The sequence below is a fragment of the Bacillus sp. B15-48 genome, from assembly GCF_016879755.1.
Taxonomy (GTDB): domain Bacteria; phylum Bacillota; class Bacilli; order Bacillales; family Cytobacillaceae; genus Mesobacillus_B.
Genome location: NZ_WOFU01000005.1, coordinates 44,582 through 62,861 on the forward strand (window position 1 = coordinate 44,582; position 18,280 = coordinate 62,861).

Genomic DNA, 18,280 nt, shown 5'->3' on the forward strand with positions numbered 1-18,280 from the left:
TTTAACCCGTACCCCTTTTGATTATAACTTGTAACAAACTTTTCCAGGATTTAAAATCAAGTTTGGATCAAATACTCGTTTAATATCTTGCATCAAGCGCATATTTACGTCACCAAGTGATTTTTCTAAGTATTCTACCTTTCCCAATCCAATCCCATGCTCCCCAGAAACTTGTCCTCCAAATTCTGTTGCTTTATCGTATGCATAGTTCATGAAAATATGAACACGGCGTTTAAATTCCTCTTCTTCCAAATCATTGCTGCAAGTATAGATATGGAGATTGCCGTCTCCTGCATGGCCGAAACTCTTGATTGTTAAACCGACCTCTTCCTCAATCGATTTAATATAACTTAAATATGGAGCAATCTTATTGATTGGTACGACAACGTCACATTCATCTAATAATTTTGTTTCTTTTGAAATCGCTTCCAAGAAAGACCCTCTCGCTTCTCGAACATCTTTTTTCACCTGGGATTCATTTGCAACCAAAACATCAATTGCACCTGATTCATAGAGCACTTCACTAGCACGTTCTACCGTCGCATCTAATTCATCTTCAGTAGCTGCATCAAATGTAACGAGAAGGTAAGCACTCACTTCCGTGCCATTTACTTCCTTCGGAAACACCTGTTTTCCTACGTATCTCTCTGAGGATTCTACAATATCACGCTCCATAAACTCAATCGACTGTGGTGCCAAATGGTTCATGAAAATTTGCGGGACAGTATTGATACATGTCTCTAAATCTTCATATGGAAGAATCAATGTCATATATTCTTTTGGCTGAGGAAGTAGTTTCAAGGTTAATTCTGTGATAATTCCTAGTGTACCTTCTGAACCAACCATAAGATTTACCATACTATATCCCGAACTATTTTTCGTGACAGAGGAGCCGAAATTAGAAACTTCTCCAGTTGGCAGAACGACAGTCATTGCGCGAACAGATTCTCGTGTACAACCATATTTGACAGCTCGCATGCCACCTGCATTTGTCGAAACATTTCCGCCTAAAGTAGCAAACCGTTCCCCTGGATCTGGAGCATACATAAGACCTTTTTTAGCGGCATCATCAGCAAGTTCTGCCAATAACACGCCAGGTTGAACTTTAACTACTAGATTTTCCAAGTCATATTCTAAAATTTGATTCATTGCTTTCATATTTAATAAGACACCGCCAAGAATTGGTACAGCTCCTCCTACTAGGCCAGTCCCAGATCCTCTCGGTGTAACAGGAATTTTATGTTCGTTGCAAATTTCCATGATTTTAGAAATTTCTTCTGTACTAGTGACATCGATTGCGACATCCGGCATTTTCTTCCCATATATAGGCATTTCATCTTGACTGAAATCTAAACTGATGTCACCATTCAGTTTAACGCGGTTTGGTGCAATTGCTTCAAATTGTTCAATGATTTCTGGTGTAACTTTCTGATAGTCCATTACGTGCCTCCTGTAAATATATAATATACTCCGTAAGTTCTATTACTCTATGTATTCGCTTACAACTAAAATTATATTGAAGATATAACAATATAACAATGACAAACAGGTGAACAAAACTTTTAATGGTGTTAATGATTGTAGAGTTAAAGATGAAGAGATGATCTTTTCTTTTGTTATTAATTGCTTTCATTACACTAAACCACTTTTTTTCAGCTCGGTAGCTTTAAATACACGATGCAACTGAAAAATGAAAAAACCCCCTTCGATTAAAAGAATATTATGTTAATAAAATGATTCAGAAAATACAAAAAGTCAGTTACTAAAGAGATTCCTAATAAAATCTAGGTAATCACTTTATCCAACTGACTTTTTATTATAAAAATAGATCTTTAATTATTGATTCAGAAAATCTAAGGTACGATTATATAAATCTTCCCCAACTGAATCGATATTCTTTTCAATGGCGGGTTGTACAGAATCTCTAAACATCTCAAACTGTTCAGGAGTTAATTCATGAATTTCAACCCCTGCCTCCTCAAGCTTTTCAATTGAAAGTTCTTCTTGTTCAAGTGTAAGATTCCTAGCAAACTCAATCGTTTCATCAGCCGCTTCCAAAACGACTTGTTGTAAGTCTTCAGGGAGTTTTTCAAAGAATGTATTATTAATTGTTAACATATACAAATTAATTACATGGTTTGTTAACGTAATGTTTTTACTTACCTCATGAAATTGACCATTATACATAAGCGGCAATGTTGTTGTTAAACCGTCGATAACCCCTTGTTGCAATGAAGTGTATACTTCTGCAAAGGTAATTGGAGTTGGATTACCACCCATTACTTCAATTGTATCCATGAAAAATGCAGATCCAGGTGTGCGAATACTTAACCCATTTAAGTCATTAGGCTCTTCTACTTTATGGTTGCTATTCATAATTGATAATAACCCAAGATCATAGTATCCTAAAATTCTAACTCCTGTTTCATTTTCAAATTCTTTAGTCAAGTCTTGCATGATTGGACTTTCTATATAACTATATAATTGATCACGATTTTCAAATAAAAACGGGACATCAAAAATATAATACCCATTTACGCCTGCTGTTTGCGCCGGAATAAACGTTGACATTCCATTCAATTCTGCTGTTCCTTCTCGTTGTAACTGAAAATGTTCTTCATCTGATGAAGATAACGTTCCGTTTAAATAAATCTCAACTTGTAATCGACCATCACTCTTTTCTTCTGCTAACTCTTTAAACTTTAAAAAAGTTGTCGCTACATAATTATCTTCAGAAACTACAGTCGGTAAGCGCAGTTTATAAACCTTATCCGGATCATTATTATTTTCTGACGCAGTCTCACTAGCATTCCCACCACATGCAGCTAAAACAAGTAGTGAAATCATCAAAAGAACCGTCAAATAAAGCTTTTTTCCATTCATTGTTTTTCCCCCTAAATTCCTTTTTATTGTTTTTATACAGTTAAGCATTGTTTAAGATTCGTAATACATAATCCCCTCCTGTTTCAACTTTTCAATTTCTTTTCCGACTGCTTAAATCCAATATTCGCAAAGATTTTAAAGGCATGTCATTTATCCTTCCTTTCCTTTTAAACCGACTTATTTACATTTTCCAAATACGGTTCTTTTAATTTATTTTTCAGCACTTTGCCACTTGCATTTCTAGGTAATTCAGCTAAAAATTCAACGGATGAAGGCTTTTTATAACTAGCTAAATTTCTTTTACAATGATCAATAATTTGTTGTTCCGACAAGGATTTCCCTTTTTTCAAGACAATAAATGCTTTCACTTGTTCGCCCCATTCAAGACTAGGAATTCCGATTACTGCCGTCTCCAATACTTCAGGAAGCATCTCAATCACTTTTTCAACTTCAGCAGGGTAAATATTTTCACCACCACTGATAATCATGTCTTTCTTTCGATCAACGATATAAATATAGCCATGCTCATCTCTAACCCCAATATCTCCGGTGTAAAGCCACTGATTCTTAATGGCTTTTTTCGTTTCAAGATCTCGATTCCAGTATCCTTTCGTAATCTGTGGTGCCTGAGCAATGATCTCCCCCGCCTCACCGACAGAAACCGCTTCGCCTTTTTCATTCACAATTTTTACTTCCGATAAAACTGCAGGTCTCCCAGCCGACTTTAATAATTGATGATTTTCGGTCATTGCATATCGATGATCTTCTGGTGTTAATAATAAAAATGGGGTCCCCTCCGTCATTCCATATCCTTGTAAAAATTCGCATTGAAAGACTTCAATCGCTTCTCTTTAACGTCTGTGCAGAGATGGTGGAACCACCATACAGAAACAAACGTAAGTGTGTAAAATCAAACCGATTAAGATTTTCAACTTCTAATGATTTATTAATCATTGTAGGCACAGGTGATGAAAAGGTAATTTGATAATCATTGATGATTTGGAGAAACAATTCTGGTTTGTACTCTTTCATCATCGTCATTTTTGCGCCTTTAATAATTGATGGAAATAAGGCCACTAATCCAGACAAATGGAAAAGTGGAGAGACGATTAACGTATGATCGTCATGAACAATTTTTGCTTCGATAATGTATCTAGTCGAGGTTTCAATTAAATTTCGATGAGTATGAATGACCCCTTTAGGGATTCCAGTCGTACCACTTGTATACAAAATGCCATAGATGTCCTCTTCATCCACATCTAACTCTGGTTCCTTCGCATCGCTTACGGAAAGGAATTGCTCATAACGAAAGTCAAATTCAGTTTTCTCCTCATCTACGATAATCGTAATAATTGGAGTTGAATCTTCTAAACTACTCTTTATTACATTTCTAAATTCTGCCCCTAAAAAGAGGGCCTTCGGGTCACAGTCTTTTAGAATAAATTTGATTTCATTTTCATTTAATCTAAAGTTAAGCGGCACGAGAATTGCCCCAATTTTCGCGACTGCATAAGCGATTTCAACATATTGATAGCCATTTTTTAATAGTACAGCTACTCGATCTCCCGCATGAACTCCACTATCAAGCAATGCATGAGCAAGTTGATTTACTCGTTTATTTAGTTGCTGATATGTCATAGCAATGTCTTGAGCAGGGTCAATTAATGCCTTTTTATCAGGGTATTTTAAACTCGTCGCTCGTAACGTTCCTCCGATATTCAACAGGATTCATCCTTTTCAGAAAAAATTTTTGATAGATTACTCAATAACTCATTGTTTTTTGAATAAAGGTAATATTCAGTCATAAAATAATACTCTCATGTCTTTATCCGAGCAGTTGTGGTAAAAACAACGATATTTGCGGGAAGATCGTAATGAGTAAAAGTACAATTAACAACGATATGAAAATAGGGACCAAGTATTTAAATGTTTTTTCAAATGAAACCCCAGCCATTCTCGCTGCAATATATAAATTAACTCCCATCGGTGGTGTTAATAATCCAAGGGTTAAATTAATACTTACGATAATTCCAAAATGCATCGGGTCTACCCCAAGGTTCATGGCAATCGGCAATAAGAGCGGCACGAAAATCATTAGTGCAGCGATTGTCTCCATTACCATTCCAACAACGAGTAAAAAAACATTAATAATTAAAAGAATGACAATTGGATTGGTTGAAATGCCACTAATTAATTCTGATAAATATTGTGGGATTTGCAACATCGATAACACTCTTCCAAAGAAAGCGGCAGAACCTACTAAAATCAGGACCCCGCCACTGACAGCAGAAGTTCGCAAAAAGATTTCAGGGATATTTTTAATTCCAATTTCCTTATGAATAAATAAACTTACAAATAGACTGTAAAATACCGCAATAACTGCTGCCTCAGTTGGTGTGAAAATCCCCCCGTATATTCCTCCTAAAACGATGACAGGTGCGAGCAGTGCATATTTCGCATCCCACATCGCCTTAAGCATCTCTGAAAAAGTATTTTTTTCTCCTCTCGGATAGCCTTCGCGTTTACAAATGATAACGTTTACAATAATCAATGCTATCCCTATCATAATCCCTGGAATAATACCGGCAATAAATAAATTGCCAATCGATACATCCGACATGACTCCATATAAGATTAATAGGATACTCGGGGGAACAATCGGCCCCATTGAACCAGTACTAGCAATTAGTGAAGCAGCATACGGTTTGGCGTAGCCTTTACTAATCATATAGGGAATCATAATCCCACCGATTGCTGCAACCGTTGCTGGTCCTGAACCGGAGATAGCTGCAAAAATAAAACTGGCCATTACAGTAATTATTCCAAGTCCACCTGTAAATGACCCAATCAACTTTTCAGCAAAGCTAACGAGGCGTTTCGCAATCCCTCCGGTACTCATAATTTCACCAGCTAAAATGAACAACGGAATCGCGATTAATGGAAAGGAATCACTTGCTCCAAATGAAGCGGTAATGAAAAGGTTTAAACTTGCTAAATCATTAACCAATAAAACAATAACACTAGAAATACCTAGTGCAATTGCTACTGGCATATTGGTAGTAATTAATAGAAAGAAAAGAAAGATTAAGAGTAAAAATGACCCAAACAAGTGATTCACCCCTTACTTAAAGTTCCATATTTAAACTCCTTTATCGCTAGCCACAATAATCTGAACGCCATTAATGTATAACCAATTGGAATTGAAATATAAACGATACCGATTGGAATTTGCATGGCTGTTGAGGTATTATTGCTCCCTAATAGATTGATACTATACTTAAAACCTATATAAGCTATGAAAACTGAAAAGAGAAACCAGAGAATATTTCCAACCATTTCAAGATATGGTCTTACCTTTTCCGGAAAGGCCATTTTTAACGCTTCGATTTTAATATGAGAATTTTCAATGATTGCATAACTTGCCCCGACAAATGTAAACCAAATGAACAAATAACGTGATAATTCACCAGCCCACCGAAACGAATTACTAAAAACATATCTAGCAACAATTTCCATCCCCATTACAATTGAAATCGCCATTAACAGGATAAAACAGACATACCCTTCAATCGGTACTTTCCTCCAATTGGTAGCCATTTAATATTCCTCCTTCATTGTAATAAAAGGAATAATCGTATCCTACACGATACCTACAATTTCTATAGTTGTGACAAGCTTCCTTTTATATCTTCACCTTCTTCGTGTTTCCATCTTTTACAGTTTTCAAATAATTTCATCACCTCTTTTTAAAAAAATAAAACAAACAGTTGTTTCACAATGAGTCACAAACATTGTTTTTTTAGGTAGATTTAACAGGTTTTATTTTTTCAAACGACTATTTGTTTTTATTATAATTGTTCAGAACTTATTCATCAAGTAATTATTCTGAAAATACAAAAAATTAAATTTGTAATTACTTTTGAATTTTCATTCACATAAAATGTATTCGTTTTAGCTGAAAACAAAACTTCCCCGAACTTATTATCCGAGGAAGTTATATATCCCTTTTTCAATATTAATTACAAAATTGCATTTGCAATTAATTTATTAAATTTCCGTATGTCCACGCCTTTTTTTAGATGGACCTTAATATGCCCAGCCCTCGTCCAAAGCTCAACTTCTGCATTAAAGTCGAGAAAGCTCCCTGCATTCTCTAAGCCAGGAGAATTCCCGCCTTTAAGATGGCTGAAGAAAAATTATTGGGGCGTTATCCCAACTATCCCCTCGTCTTGATATAGACTGAAGAATTCATAACTTCTGTTCCAACTTTTGATAATTAGGATCTATATAATGCACTCCTACAAATTGATTAATGCTCTAGATGAAATTGATTATTTATTATTTCTACAAAAAGTGTTATCTTTTTGGAAGAATATTTTTTTATCTGAATTTTCTTTTTTAATATTTGTAACTCTATAAATTTAAAAATCATTGTAATACATTTTTCAAAAATGGAAATGGAGGGTAAACGTAAGTGGAAATCAATGTGAGTGACATTGCTTTAGTTAACTTAAAAAACCTAATGGAAAAGGACATGAGCAAAAAAGGAATTTATATATACTTAGCAGGAATGGGGTGTGGAGGTGGTGGAGCCGTCAGTTATTCGCTCGCCCCTGTGGAACAAAAAGAAGGTGAAAATACCGTGATAATTGATGAAATTCCATTTATTTATGACAATTTAATATTATTGCATACAGACAGGATATCTATTGACTATAAACCTTCAGTCTATGATAAAGAAATTTGGCTGGAACAATTTAGTGTAAAGGCTGTTTAATTCATTAGGAAAGGCATATTTTTAAAAAAGCAAGTAGAGGAAACTATCCTCCACTTGCTTTTATTATTTGCATTCAGTTCATTTTTTTTAAATCATTTTTCTGAATCATAGATAAAAATAAAATCCTCAAAAATGCTGCCCTGACGCTCCATGTAACAACTGTGTGAGTAGTCTTAGTTTCTTTCTTCATATTCTACTACGTGAAAGTGAAATCCTTTTGTGGATGATTGCATTTTCAAGAATAGAAAAATCATCCACTCCAATAATAAATGTTGATAAATTGAAAATAATAACGCAATATGCTGTTTAAGATTTTCGCCCCAGATCCCATTATCTATTTTTTCAAAAAAACTTCATGACAGTAACGGAGGCATAAATGGATATTAATATCATCGAACAAATTACTCATTTACAGGTATTAAATCAATTCTGGATCTTGCTATTTTTCCTCGTTCCCATGGTTCTTATTTCAAGAACGGTTGTAGCTGGAACGAGGTACTCTCCGATCTTGATTATTGTTATTTTCGGTTTAACGATGGGATACGTCCTTGTCCTAAGTGATGTAGCCACACCAGGACTTGCAGAATTTCCATTTGTAAACTTAATGGCGAATACGACAATTATCGCCTTAAGTGTCACCTTCTTTGTTGGTGGACAAGAGCTAAGAAAAATTTTGGGAAATAAAGAATTGGAAACGGATGATATGATGGTGCCATCTGAAGACGAAATCGTACTCGGTACGAATAGCACACAATTTATTTTTATTGTCCGGGCTTTCTTCATCCTCTTCGGCATAGAAGGAATCATGAGATTTCTAACCAATAGCTCTACAACAATATTAAGCAATTATTATCCGCTCATTTCCTATATTGGACTGGTAGGGGCTGTCATTTTCATTGATAGTAAAGCAATAATTAAAAATAAACACAGGTACATTCAAAGAGGTTTACTTGAAATCATCTCAATTATCGTTGTCCTGTATTTGTCTTTTCTTGTTGCGTCGGTTATTCAACAGATTATTGCATTACCGCAAATTTTCTTTGCAATGATGATCTCAGCTGCATTAGGTGCAATCTTTTATAAGTGGGCATTTGGACCAACCATTCGTGCACTTTTATTTGCCGGGATTCCAGTCGTCCTAGCAGCAAACTTTATGGTAGGAGGCTCACGAATTAGTGAAGCTTTTGCAGTTGAAGGTATGAACTCCGTCATTGCGTACGGTTTTTTTGGTCAGTTGCTCTGGATGTTTGGTGGTATTGCCTTATTAATGTTTTTTGCAAAAACAGCCAACGCAAGAAATATAGCACCAGGCATGGCTGGAGCCCTTTCCCACTCTGGTTTAACAGGTGCCTGTACTGCCGGTGACTTTGGAAAAATTGCAGCCCAACGCGCACCAATTATGATTAACATTCCATTCTTTGGACATGTATTTGTTTTTTCAGTTTTAGCGATTAGTGCCGATATAGGGAAATTATGGATGTGGCCGTCACTGATTATTGTAACGATAGGAATCATCTTAACGTTCCTTGCCTTAAGGAACCTGCGGAAAGCGAACGGAGAAGATCGTAAGGAAGTGAATGCCCTCATCCAATTTTCCTTTGGATGGCAGTTATTCGCCGTATTTGGCGGCTTAACACTCCTAAGTCTTGGAGGTGTCCAAATGGATTTTGCAGCCATGGCTCAGGCGAGCGGAATTTCCCATTTTGGTTTATTTGCAGCCATTCAGGAAGGCATGTTTGGTACAGAAGCAGCACTTTTGATTCCATTTATTTTCTCGATGCCCTTCCTCGTGCATCCCATCGTTTTCTTTATGTTTGGAAAAGCGATGGAAAATAACGGAGAAATGCCAACGAAACCTGTATATGTCCTGGCATTAATCGGGATCATTGGGATTGCAACTGCATTGTTTATTTTATAATAGCTACTAAGTGGTTAATTCAAATGAATTAGAATTTTAAGAAGAATTAAACAACCAATCCACTTATTACATAATTATTGTTCTTGTAGTAAATATTAAATTTATAACAAAATATAAGGATAATATGATTATGACAGATAAGTTAGAAGCTATTCTGTGGAGTATAGCTCTCCCAGGCTTTGCTCAGTTATTAAACAGAAAGTATGTCAAATGTAGCATTTTTATTATTTTGGAGTTGCTCGTTAATGTTTATAGTCAGTTTAATATCGTGATTCTCTATAGCTTTCAAGGAAACATTAGAGAAGCAATCGAAGCAACAAATTACCAATGGCTAATGTTCTATCCCTGTCTATATATGTTTGCTATGTGGGACGCATATAAAGATGCCGAAGGAGAAACACCACCTTATTCTTATCTTCCTTTTGTATTTGGAGCTTATTTCTTAACCATTGGGCTTATTTACTCACCTTCACTAAAAGTAGGACAGATATTATTTGGCCCTATGTTGCTTCCAATTTTGTCTCTATTCCCAGGTTTACTGATAGGATATTTTTTAAAGTGTATATTAATGCGGATTAAGCTTCAATGAAAGTGGCAATTGTTTGAGTAATACAATAAAATGGAGGGTTTTATTATGACTCAAAAACATGCTTTAAGTTCAAGTGAATTAGGAACATTATGGATGACCTTTCAACAAAAAACAATGACACAAAGATTTCTTGAGTATTTTATTGAACAAGCAGAGGATAATCAAGCAAAAGAGATTATGCAAAATACTCATAAACAAATTATTAACTATCTTGAAGAGATTAAAAACATCTTTAAAAATGAAGGCGCCGTCATTCCAATTGGATTCACAGAACAAGATGTTAATATAGGCGTACCTAAACTGTATGATAACATGTTTGATATTATGTTTCTTCGTCTTCTCAAAGAAATAGGCATGGGATTACATACCCTCCATTTAAATATGGCCTATCGCAAAGATATCGTGCTCTTTTATAAGGAATTAACTGGATTTACTCAAAATATTTATGATGAATGTGTGGATTATTTGCAAGAGAAAGATGTTTTACCACGTCCTCCAGCTTTAACTATGCCAAAGTCTGTGGAGTTTGTAGAGGGAACGAATTATATGAGTGGCTTTAACTTGTTTTCTGAAAAGCGAGCATTGAATACAGTAGAGGTAGCACATTTATATCATGCAATTGAATCAAATATTATTGGGATGCAATTGATAACGGGGTTCGCGCAAGTAGCAACTGAACCTGAAGTAAAGAAATACTTCGTAAAAGGAAAAGAATTGGCAAAGAAAATTGTAACTAACAATACGCAATTATTTCTTCAAAGTGATATTCAACCACCCTCAACATGGGGAGCAAATGCAACAGACTCAAAGGTAGCTCCCTTTTCAGATAAACTAATGATGTACTGTACAAGTATGTTTTGCAGCTTTGGTTTAGGAAGCAGTGCTTTAGGAACAGCATTTAGTTTACGAAGTGACCTACCATTAAAAATGATAAATGAAGCAAAAGACATATTTACCTTTGGACAAGACGGTGGAAAAATCATGGCCAAAAATGGTTGGCTTGAAGAACCACCACAAATGCAGGATAGAAACGATTTAACTAAATAATCAAGATAAGATCACTTAAATGATACAGAACTCCTAAATATAAGGAGTTCTTGTATTATTCCCCCTAAAGTAAGACCGTGGAACAATTCTTGTGGAACAAGATTTTTCGGGGCGTCACTGTGACGAAACCAATTTCTTGGGTCGTGGATGACGATTCCATCCCAGCGTTTTTGAAAATTATTTTCGGGACAAATGGAGATACAAACTGGATTTTCGCAATGATTACAAGAGATTGACAAATGGATTGGCGTTAACCTTTCTTTACTTCCATAAGTCATCACATGCCGACGGTGACGATCGGTTAGCCCGTAATACTCATTGCAGGCCATTTCACAAGTTTTACAATTAATGCATCTATTCAAGTCCATGCTAAACATCAATTGAGTAGCCATTCAATCGTCTCCTTTTAGGCTAGGAAATCCTAAGCACTAATGACTAGTTTAATATAGGAAAGTAAGCAAAAAGTGAAAACAGACCGACAATCTAGTGAATTTAATCAGCACGCCTGGGTGAATTTACCGAATTCATTGTTGGCTCATTACTTAGCGCATGCCGTACAAGAATTTGGTACAGAAGATAGCTGTTATTAGTGTTATTTTAAACGCTAAATAGCGAAAACAATAAATGGCTTGGAATTTCCTCCAAACCATTTTAATTTTAGGTGTACATTTGTTAGCTTTAGCTGTCTGACGAAAACGTATAGACAGGCTGAACTGCAAAATTATATAAGAAAATTGTAAAGTTTTGCACTTAAAGTAACGGGGCTTTCAAAAAGAAGTTAATTGAAGTTAAACATTATACTATTCCTGATTAATATACGAATCATTCAACTGCAAAGACATTTTCTAATCCTGTTTGTTATTTAATACTTCTTCTACTTTCTTTTCTAATTCTTCAATTCTAGATTCCTGGTTAATAAAAACGGTAATTATCACTGCTAACAGGAATGCAATTAAAATAGTAATATACCAAATATTACTTAGAATAAGACCGGCAAAGAAAAATGTGGCAATTCCACAAATAACAAGGCAAACAAAAAAGGTAGAAATAAATTCTTTCAATTTTAGTACCTCCTTGAACAATCTTCATTTATCATTTTTCTTATTGTATCTTATTTTAAGAACGGCCCCAATACTTCAATATCTTCTATACTCTATTTTAATGTTAATACGTATTCCGTATTATTTAGGATAATTATATAAAAAAGCGCCTCCGCTTGTTACAGAAACACTTTGTTAATGTTTTAACCCTTCTTAAAAAAACACAAAACTTATACCAACATAAATTATTGTTAATATTCGAGTGAAAACACTGCAAATCCATCGATACCAAAAATCCACTTGTCAAACCCTTTAATCTATTCCCTTACCCTAAATTAAGACCGTGGAACAATTTTTGTGGAACAAGATTTTTCGGGGCGTCACTGTGACGAAACCTACTGTACCGAAAATTGAGAACAACCGTTATTTTTGATTTCCCGAATTAAACGCCAAAAGAAATCGGATTAATTTATTATTTCTAAAAAACATGTTATCTTTAGTAAGAATATTTTGTCATTAGAATATTGCAATTAAAACATTTGTTGCTATGAGATTGTTCTAATCCGCTATTAATTGAAAAATGGAGGGAAAACTTAAGTGGAAATCAATGTGAGTGACATTGCTTTAATAACCTTAAAAAAATTGTTAGAAAATGACGAGAGCAAAAAAGGAATTTACATATACTTAAGTATCGGTTGCGGAGGTGGTGGATCGACTAGTTATTCGCTTGCCCCTGTGGAACAAGATGAAGGAGAAAATACCGTCATAATCAATGATATTCCATTTATTTATGACAATTTAATGTTAAGGCATACAGATAAGATATCAATTGATTATAACCCTTCAGCCTACGACAAAGAAATATGGCTAGAATTTTTCAGCGTAAAGGCTATTTAATCACAAGGAAGGTATTTACTTTTTGATTACCAGATTCACTGACTTTCCTGGTCCAATTCACTGATTTTATCCTTGGTGTTGTCTTGATGGGGATCGTTTTCCTAGTTTAACAAAGGATGTAAAATAAAACTCCAGCAGTGAATGCTTCGGTGAAGGAGAAACCACTCGATTCCTGTCAAAAGTGATTTGACAAAAACCGAGTGGTTATAAGTAACCGAAATAAGAATCATCCTATTAACTTTCTTTCAACATTCGATCAGGGTGGCGGAAAAGATCCTCTAAATCTTGTAAAAAAGCTGCACCAGGGGCTCCATCAACAACCCGATGATCAATTGTTAAGGATAAATGAATAACTGGAACTTCCTTTAACTCCCCATTTACAAATCTTGGTAACCCCTGAATCCTGCCAACCCCCAAAAGACCAACTTGCGGTGGGTTTAGGATTGGGGTGAAACCATCAATTGGATATAAGCCTAGATTAGAAATAGTAAAGGTACCAGAATTCACTTCCTCTGGTGTTAATTCTCCTAATTCAGACCTAGTAGTTACATCTCTTCGAGCTTTTGCTAGTTCTGTAAATGTTTTCTCGTCTGCATCAAAAATAGCTGGTACCACTAATCCATTATCTAGTGAAATGGCAAGTCCAATATTAATCGTTGGCCACAGATGAATCACATTATCTACTAAAGATGCATTCAAATTTGGATGGTTCTTAAGTGTTAATGCAACCGCTTTCAAAAATAGATCTGTATAGGATAGATGATGCTCTTTTTTAAATGCAGCTAGTTCTGGAATTTCCATTGTTGAATGCAATGTTAATTGGGCCGATGAGGAAATGCTTTCGAACATTCTTTTGGCAATGGTTCTGCGCATTCCTCTTAGTTTTATCGTTTTTGATTCCTTCACTTTCGTCATAACAACCCCACCATTATTCATTAGTTTCTAATGTGGCAATGACTGCTCCAACTGCAACATTCTCATCTTCAGCTGCATTGATGGTTTTAATCGTTCCAGATTCAGGTGCTTGAATCGTGAACGATGCTTTAGCAGCCTCGACTTCCACCATATCTTCACCTTTTTCTACATGGCTGCCTTCTGCAACGATCCATTTCACAATATCGCCATCTATCATTTGCGAGCCATGCTGTGGCATCTTTATCTTAACGATCATGCCATCACCACCTGATTTAATTTTAAAATGGCATTCTTTATTTCTACTTTACTTGGTAACATTTCGTTCTCAAGACCTTTACTATAAGGAACTGGAATTTGGGGACGGGTAATTCGTACAATTGGATCCCTTAAGGCAACAAAGGCTTCTTCTGCCACAATGGCGGATACTTCTGAAGCAAAGCTGCAGAATCTGTAGCCATCATCGACAACGACTAAGCGACCTGTTTTCTTAACGGAATTGATAATTAATTGTTTATCTAATGGGAATAATGTCCTTGGGTCAATCAATTCAACAGAAATTCCATCTTGTGCTAGTTCATTGGCCACTTCCAATGCTTCATTTACAAGATGACCAACAGCAACAACAGTTACATCCGTACCTTCATGCTTAATATCCCCTTTTCCAAGAGGAATTGCATAAGGTTCATCCGGTACTTCTCCTTTTAATCCATAGCATGCACCTGGTTCATATACAACGACCGGATCATCTTCTCGAACTGCTTGTGTAATTAAACCTTTTGCATCGTACGGGTTTGATGGGACAACTACTTTTACACCCATGTGAATCAGTTGAGCGTATGTGCTATCCGAGTGTTGAGCAGCCATTCCGTTTCGTCCACCTGAACCAACAACACGAATGGTTAAAGGAATATTCACTTGTCCGCCAGTCATATATCTCAATTTTCCAGCTTGGTTCACAATTTGTTCCATTCCCAAATACTGTAGAGTATTGATATCATATTCAACAATCGGCCTTAATCCTGCCATTGCTGCTCCTACACCCAATCCTGTAAAGCTTAATTCTTCTAAGGGTGTATCCACACAACGGTCAGGACCAAAATCTTTTAAGAAATTAGTAGTTGTCCCACCAATACTCGCTCGAACGTCTAGGCCAATGACGAATACATTAGAATCTCTTTCCATTTCCTGGCGCATCGCTTCTGAAACAGCTTGAATATATCTTTTTTTAGTCATGTTAAGCCCATCCTTTCACTGGCATCGTTTCATGAATGACTGCATAAGCATCATCATATGCTTCTAGCGGGTCTGGGTATGGCGAGTCCTTCATATAGGAGATTCCATTTTCTATCGTTTCACTGGCTTCCGCAACAACTTGAATGTATTCTTCTTCAGTCATGCCAATCTCAAATAAATGTTGTTTAAATCTTTCAATCGGATCTTGTTCTCGATAAGAATTGATTTCTTCGTCTGAACGATAAGGTTCAGCAAGAATATGAGCTTCACCAGAGAAATGTCCAAAATAACGGTATGTTTTTGCTTCAATAAAGGTTGGACCTTCTCCTCTTCTTGCCCGTTCAACCGCATCCTTCGCTGCCTCATGAACAGCCAATACGTCCATCCCGTCTACGATTACTGCCGGCATTCCAAAACCACGTGCCCTATCAGCAATGTTTTCTACAGGTGTGGAATCTTTAATACTTGTACTCACCGCATATTGGTTATTTTCGCATACAAAAATTAAAGGCAGTTTCCAAAGAGCTGCCATATTCATAGATTCAAAAACGGCTCCTTCGTTTGATGCACCATCACCAAAGTAGGTAACAATCACTTGATCATTCTTTTTATAATGATTTGCAAAAGCAGCGCCAAGGGCAATTGGAACACCTTGTCCTACCATCCCGTTTGTTCCATAAATCCCCAAATCTAATGAGGTGATATGCATGGAACCACCTTTCCCTTTACAATAACCTGTGACCTTCCCCCCAAGCTCGGCCATCATTTTATTAATATCTCCGCCTTTAGCAATCACGTGACCGTGACCGCGGTGATTACTCGTAATTCCATCTTCTTGCTTGAGAACAGATGAAATCCCAACGGCGACAGCCTCTTCTCCTATGTATTGGTGAACTTCTCCATACAATTCCCCTTGATTTACGAGTTCTGCTCCACGTTCATCAAACCTGCGGATTAGTAGCATATCATGAAGTAAACGCATTTTTTCTTCTTTTGATAAAGCCATTTCCTTCACACCCTTACATTTATTTTGAGACCTCTTCAGTCTTATGGAGTGCTCAGCCAAATTCAGCTTTAACGTCTTTACGTTTCAAAATCAACCTGCTTTCATTAGAAAAGGTCCCTGTACCTTTAAGTATAAAAATTAATTCCAACGCCCTCAATCGTTAAAATTCTCATTTCCATATAGGTAGCCAACACATTTTATGAAAGTGTTGGTAATAATAACAAAGTTCATATTTTTTTCACAAAAAATGGGACAGCCTTCCTACTAATAATTGCCCGTAACAATTTTTATCGTAGTGGTGTCCCTAATTCATCGTCTTTCACTCTATTCCATCGGTTCTGGCGGATCAGGTGCAATTTCACAAATAAACCCGAGATCTTTCAAGTCCTCCTTTTCTTTGATTGAAAAATATTCATTTATTTTTAAAAATTGTCACACTTATTTAAGTTTTGATTCCTATTCCGACCTACTAATTATTGTAAAATAGATTTATATACGTTTTTTTTGGATTTAAAAAACCTTATATTTTTATTGTAATTGTTTCAAATCCGTTCATCAATCCTTAGTATTTTGCATGTTGTATTTGTAATCAACAGATTTTCATAATGTGTTGGAAGTACAAAATAAATTTGGAGGGATTGTAATGGTACAAGAATTTAAAAAAAGTGATCGAAGAACCCGTCGAACGAGAAAGCAATTGAAACAATCTTTTATTGAGTTACTAGCGATAAAAGGTTATGGGGGAATCACTGTTAAAGACATAGTTGAGCAAGCAGATTATAATCGCACCACTTTCTATCATCATTATCAATATAAAGAAGAACTAGTCGAAGAGATCACCTCTGAGCTATTAACCGGCTTATCTTACTCCTTGCAGAATAGTATCCACCTTTATCCTTATAACGCCCACACCTCAGACTTTTCCATTTTTAACTACGTACAAAAAAACAAAGAATTTTTCAAACTATGGAAACACTCTGATGCCATTCCAGGTTTTATGGAAGAATTTATTCAAACAATCAGCAATGAATTTCAAGAACATCTCGTTTCCTCTCAAAGAGATGAGAATGCAAATTACATATTCATTACCTTTTGCACCTATGGGGTTTTCGGGTTGATTATCGAGTGGATTCGCGATGATTTTTCTGGATCTCCTGCGGAAATGGATGATAAATGTGAGGAAATCATTAAAAAGTTTGAAGCAAATTATAGATTTTCTGAACGGGAAACACCATCGAGTTTAGGGGTGGGATGAGAGTAAGGTCGGTCAAAAGATGGCTTCTTCCATCTTAATTGACCGACAGTTTACCAAATCGTTTATCTTATTTTTCTTCTAAATGCTATCACTGTTAAAGACGGATTTTTTCGTAAAATAAGAGTAAGAAAACATCTCATTGCTCACAATGATTATTGTTGTTGTATCTGTTGTTGCTGAACTTGCTGCAATTGCTGCGTATTATGATCATCCCAGGGACCTTTTTCTTCAACATATAAAAAACCTCCTTGCTGTATGGAGTAAATCCATATAGCAAGGAGGTCTAACGGTCTTTTTTTCAGTTCCAACACAGTCTAATTTATGTAATAAACGTTTACCATCTTTTAATTAACCCTTATAAACGTTTAATTTATCAATATTTTTGGCGGGACTGCGTGGGAATCGAACCCACCAGACCTGGCACGCAGGTCTCAAGCGGTTTTGAAGACCGTGGGAGACACCAGTACTCCATTCTCTGATTCAAAATGCCGTTATATCAACATTTTCTAACCCACCAAAACAGATTTCTTATGACTTCTGATACAGTTTTCGTTCAACCATTACATATTTATTATAGTTATAGGTACTTGTTAGTGTCAATTATTCATACACCTATTAATTAAACTCTGCTTTTATTTAATCTCAGTCACATTAAAATTTTCATACAAAAAATCCTACTTCCAATGCAAAGGGTAAGATTAATTCTGAGGTATTTTTACT

19 protein-coding genes are annotated in these 18,280 nt (G+C 35.8%); 7 read left to right on the forward strand and 12 right to left on the reverse strand.

What is annotated here, in order from left to right; all coding sequences use genetic code 11:
- Positions 1-21 precede the first annotated feature (21 nt).
- The 6 genes from GNT69_RS16400 to GNT69_RS16425 form a co-directional block, all read right to left on the reverse strand.
- A complete protein-coding gene (locus GNT69_RS16400) occupies positions 22-1,440 on the reverse strand; it encodes an FAD-binding oxidoreductase (RefSeq protein WP_203556065.1) in 1,419 nt (472 codons plus the stop codon).
- A gap of 396 nt (positions 1,441-1,836) precedes the next feature.
- Positions 1,837-2,883, reverse strand: a complete 1,047-nt coding sequence (locus GNT69_RS16405; RefSeq protein WP_203556066.1) for a TRAP transporter substrate-binding protein — start codon at positions 2,881-2,883, stop codon at positions 1,837-1,839.
- Positions 2,884-3,050: 167 nt separating this feature from the next.
- Positions 3,051-3,686, reverse strand: coding sequence for an AMP-binding enzyme (locus GNT69_RS26065; RefSeq protein ID WP_203556067.1), 636 nt, complete (start codon positions 3,684-3,686; stop codon positions 3,051-3,053).
- 34 nt (positions 3,687-3,720) lie between these two features.
- Positions 3,721-4,605: an AMP-binding protein gene (locus GNT69_RS16415; protein ID WP_203556068.1), complete on the reverse strand. Its 885-nt coding sequence runs from the start codon at positions 4,603-4,605 to the stop codon at positions 3,721-3,723.
- Between the two features lie 103 nt (positions 4,606-4,708).
- A complete protein-coding gene (locus tag GNT69_RS16420; RefSeq protein WP_239094293.1) occupies positions 4,709-5,992 on the reverse strand; it encodes a TRAP transporter large permease in 1,284 nt (427 codons plus the stop codon).
- Between the two features lie 5 nt (positions 5,993-5,997).
- Entirely contained in the window at positions 5,998-6,480 is a 483-nt protein-coding gene (locus GNT69_RS16425; protein ID WP_203556069.1) for a TRAP transporter small permease, read from the reverse strand.
- Positions 6,481-7,357: 877 nt separating this feature from the next.
- On the opposite strand from GNT69_RS16425, the gene GNT69_RS16430 reads away from it, so the two are divergent.
- The 4 genes from GNT69_RS16430 to GNT69_RS16445 all read left to right on the forward strand — a co-directional run bounded on the left by GNT69_RS16430 (position 7,358) and on the right by GNT69_RS16445 (position 11,214).
- On the forward strand, positions 7,358-7,660 hold the full coding sequence (locus tag GNT69_RS16430) for a hypothetical protein (RefSeq protein WP_203556070.1): 303 nt from the start codon (positions 7,358-7,360) through the stop codon (positions 7,658-7,660).
- 376 nt (positions 7,661-8,036) lie between these two features.
- Positions 8,037-9,578 carry a hypothetical protein gene (locus GNT69_RS16435; protein WP_203556071.1) on the forward strand — a complete coding sequence of 514 codons (1,542 nt, stop codon included), beginning with the start codon at positions 8,037-8,039 and terminating at the stop codon, positions 9,576-9,578.
- A gap of 124 nt (positions 9,579-9,702) precedes the next feature.
- A complete protein-coding gene (locus GNT69_RS16440) occupies positions 9,703-10,167 on the forward strand; it encodes a hypothetical protein (RefSeq protein ID WP_203556072.1) in 465 nt (154 codons plus the stop codon).
- 45 nt (positions 10,168-10,212) lie between these two features.
- Positions 10,213-11,214: a DUF3231 family protein gene (locus GNT69_RS16445; protein WP_203556073.1), complete on the forward strand. Its 1,002-nt coding sequence runs from the start codon at positions 10,213-10,215 to the stop codon at positions 11,212-11,214.
- An 11-nt stretch (positions 11,215-11,225) separates the two neighbouring features.
- Here the strand turns inward: GNT69_RS16445 and GNT69_RS26250 are convergent, their stop codons facing one another.
- A complete protein-coding gene (locus GNT69_RS26250; protein ID WP_203556291.1) occupies positions 11,226-11,606 on the reverse strand; it encodes a 4Fe-4S dicluster domain-containing protein in 381 nt (126 codons plus the stop codon).
- A 72-nt stretch (positions 11,607-11,678) separates the two neighbouring features.
- Between GNT69_RS26250 and GNT69_RS25910 the strand changes: the two genes are divergently transcribed.
- Complete coding sequence (locus GNT69_RS25910; RefSeq protein ID WP_275411233.1) at positions 11,679-11,804, forward strand: hypothetical protein; 126 nt, start codon at positions 11,679-11,681, stop codon at positions 11,802-11,804.
- Positions 11,805-12,059: 255 nt separating this feature from the next.
- Here GNT69_RS25910 and GNT69_RS16455 read toward each other — a convergent pair whose 3' ends face one another.
- On the reverse strand, positions 12,060-12,275 hold the full coding sequence (locus GNT69_RS16455; RefSeq protein ID WP_203556074.1) for a hypothetical protein: 216 nt from the start codon (positions 12,273-12,275) through the stop codon (positions 12,060-12,062).
- Positions 12,276-12,851: 576 nt separating this feature from the next.
- Between GNT69_RS16455 and GNT69_RS16460 the strand changes: the two genes are divergently transcribed.
- Positions 12,852-13,151, forward strand: coding sequence for an iron-sulfur cluster biosynthesis family protein (locus GNT69_RS16460; protein ID WP_203556075.1), 300 nt, complete (start codon positions 12,852-12,854; stop codon positions 13,149-13,151).
- A gap of 234 nt (positions 13,152-13,385) precedes the next feature.
- On the opposite strand, the gene GNT69_RS16465 is transcribed toward GNT69_RS16460, so the two are convergent.
- The 4 genes from GNT69_RS16465 to GNT69_RS16480 are packed head-to-tail and all read right to left on the reverse strand — an operon-like array spanning position 13,386 to position 16,305.
- On the reverse strand, positions 13,386-14,066 hold the full coding sequence (locus GNT69_RS16465) for a 2-oxo acid dehydrogenase subunit E2 (protein ID WP_203556076.1): 681 nt from the start codon (positions 14,064-14,066) through the stop codon (positions 13,386-13,388).
- Positions 14,067-14,079: 13 nt separating this feature from the next.
- Positions 14,080-14,322, reverse strand: coding sequence for a biotin/lipoyl-containing protein (locus GNT69_RS16470; protein WP_203556077.1), 243 nt, complete (start codon positions 14,320-14,322; stop codon positions 14,080-14,082).
- Complete coding sequence (locus GNT69_RS16475; RefSeq protein ID WP_203556078.1) at positions 14,319-15,299, reverse strand: alpha-ketoacid dehydrogenase subunit beta; 981 nt, start codon at positions 15,297-15,299, stop codon at positions 14,319-14,321. The genes GNT69_RS16470 and GNT69_RS16475 overlap by 4 nt, the downstream gene beginning before the upstream one ends.
- 1 nt (position 15,300) lies before the next feature.
- Positions 15,301-16,305 carry a thiamine pyrophosphate-dependent dehydrogenase E1 component subunit alpha gene (locus GNT69_RS16480; protein WP_203556079.1) on the reverse strand — a complete coding sequence of 335 codons (1,005 nt, stop codon included), beginning with the start codon at positions 16,303-16,305 and terminating at the stop codon, positions 15,301-15,303.
- Between the two features lie 643 nt (positions 16,306-16,948).
- Here GNT69_RS16480 and GNT69_RS16485 point away from each other — a divergent pair.
- Complete coding sequence (locus GNT69_RS16485) at positions 16,949-17,560, forward strand: TetR/AcrR family transcriptional regulator (RefSeq protein ID WP_203556080.1); 612 nt, start codon at positions 16,949-16,951, stop codon at positions 17,558-17,560.
- Positions 17,561-18,280: the final 720 nt, after the last annotated feature.

Excerpts from the sequence above, each read along its gene's own strand:
- GNT69_RS16400 (WP_203556065.1), bottom strand. The coding sequence starts at position 1,440 with ATGGACTATCAGAAAGTTACACCAGAAATCATTGAACAATTTGAAGCA.
- GNT69_RS26065 (WP_203556067.1), bottom strand. The coding sequence starts at position 3,686 with ATGACGGAGGGGACCCCATTTTTATTATTAACACCAGAAGATCATCGA.
- GNT69_RS16440 (WP_203556072.1), top strand. The coding sequence starts at position 9,703 with ATGATTATGACAGATAAGTTAGAAGCTATTCTGTGGAGTATAGCTCTC.
- GNT69_RS16425 (WP_203556069.1), bottom strand. The coding sequence starts at position 6,480 with ATGGCTACCAATTGGAGGAAAGTACCGATTGAAGGGTATGTCTGTTTT.
- GNT69_RS16470 (WP_203556077.1), bottom strand. The coding sequence starts at position 14,322 with ATGATCGTTAAGATAAAGATGCCACAGCATGGCTCGCAAATGATAGAT.
- GNT69_RS16480 (WP_203556079.1), bottom strand. The coding sequence starts at position 16,305 with ATGGCTTTATCAAAAGAAGAAAAAATGCGTTTACTTCATGATATGCTA.
- GNT69_RS16475 (WP_203556078.1), bottom strand. The coding sequence starts at position 15,299 with ATGACTAAAAAAAGATATATTCAAGCTGTTTCAGAAGCGATGCGCCAG.
- GNT69_RS16405 (WP_203556066.1), bottom strand. The coding sequence starts at position 2,883 with ATGAATGGAAAAAAGCTTTATTTGACGGTTCTTTTGATGATTTCACTA.
- GNT69_RS26250 (WP_203556291.1), bottom strand. The coding sequence starts at position 11,606 with ATGGCTACTCAATTGATGTTTAGCATGGACTTGAATAGATGCATTAAT.
- GNT69_RS16435 (WP_203556071.1), top strand. The coding sequence starts at position 8,037 with ATGGATATTAATATCATCGAACAAATTACTCATTTACAGGTATTAAAT.
- GNT69_RS16445 (WP_203556073.1), top strand. The coding sequence starts at position 10,213 with ATGACTCAAAAACATGCTTTAAGTTCAAGTGAATTAGGAACATTATGG.
- GNT69_RS16485 (WP_203556080.1), top strand. The coding sequence starts at position 16,949 with ATGGTACAAGAATTTAAAAAAAGTGATCGAAGAACCCGTCGAACGAGA.
- GNT69_RS16465 (WP_203556076.1), bottom strand. The coding sequence starts at position 14,066 with ATGACGAAAGTGAAGGAATCAAAAACGATAAAACTAAGAGGAATGCGC.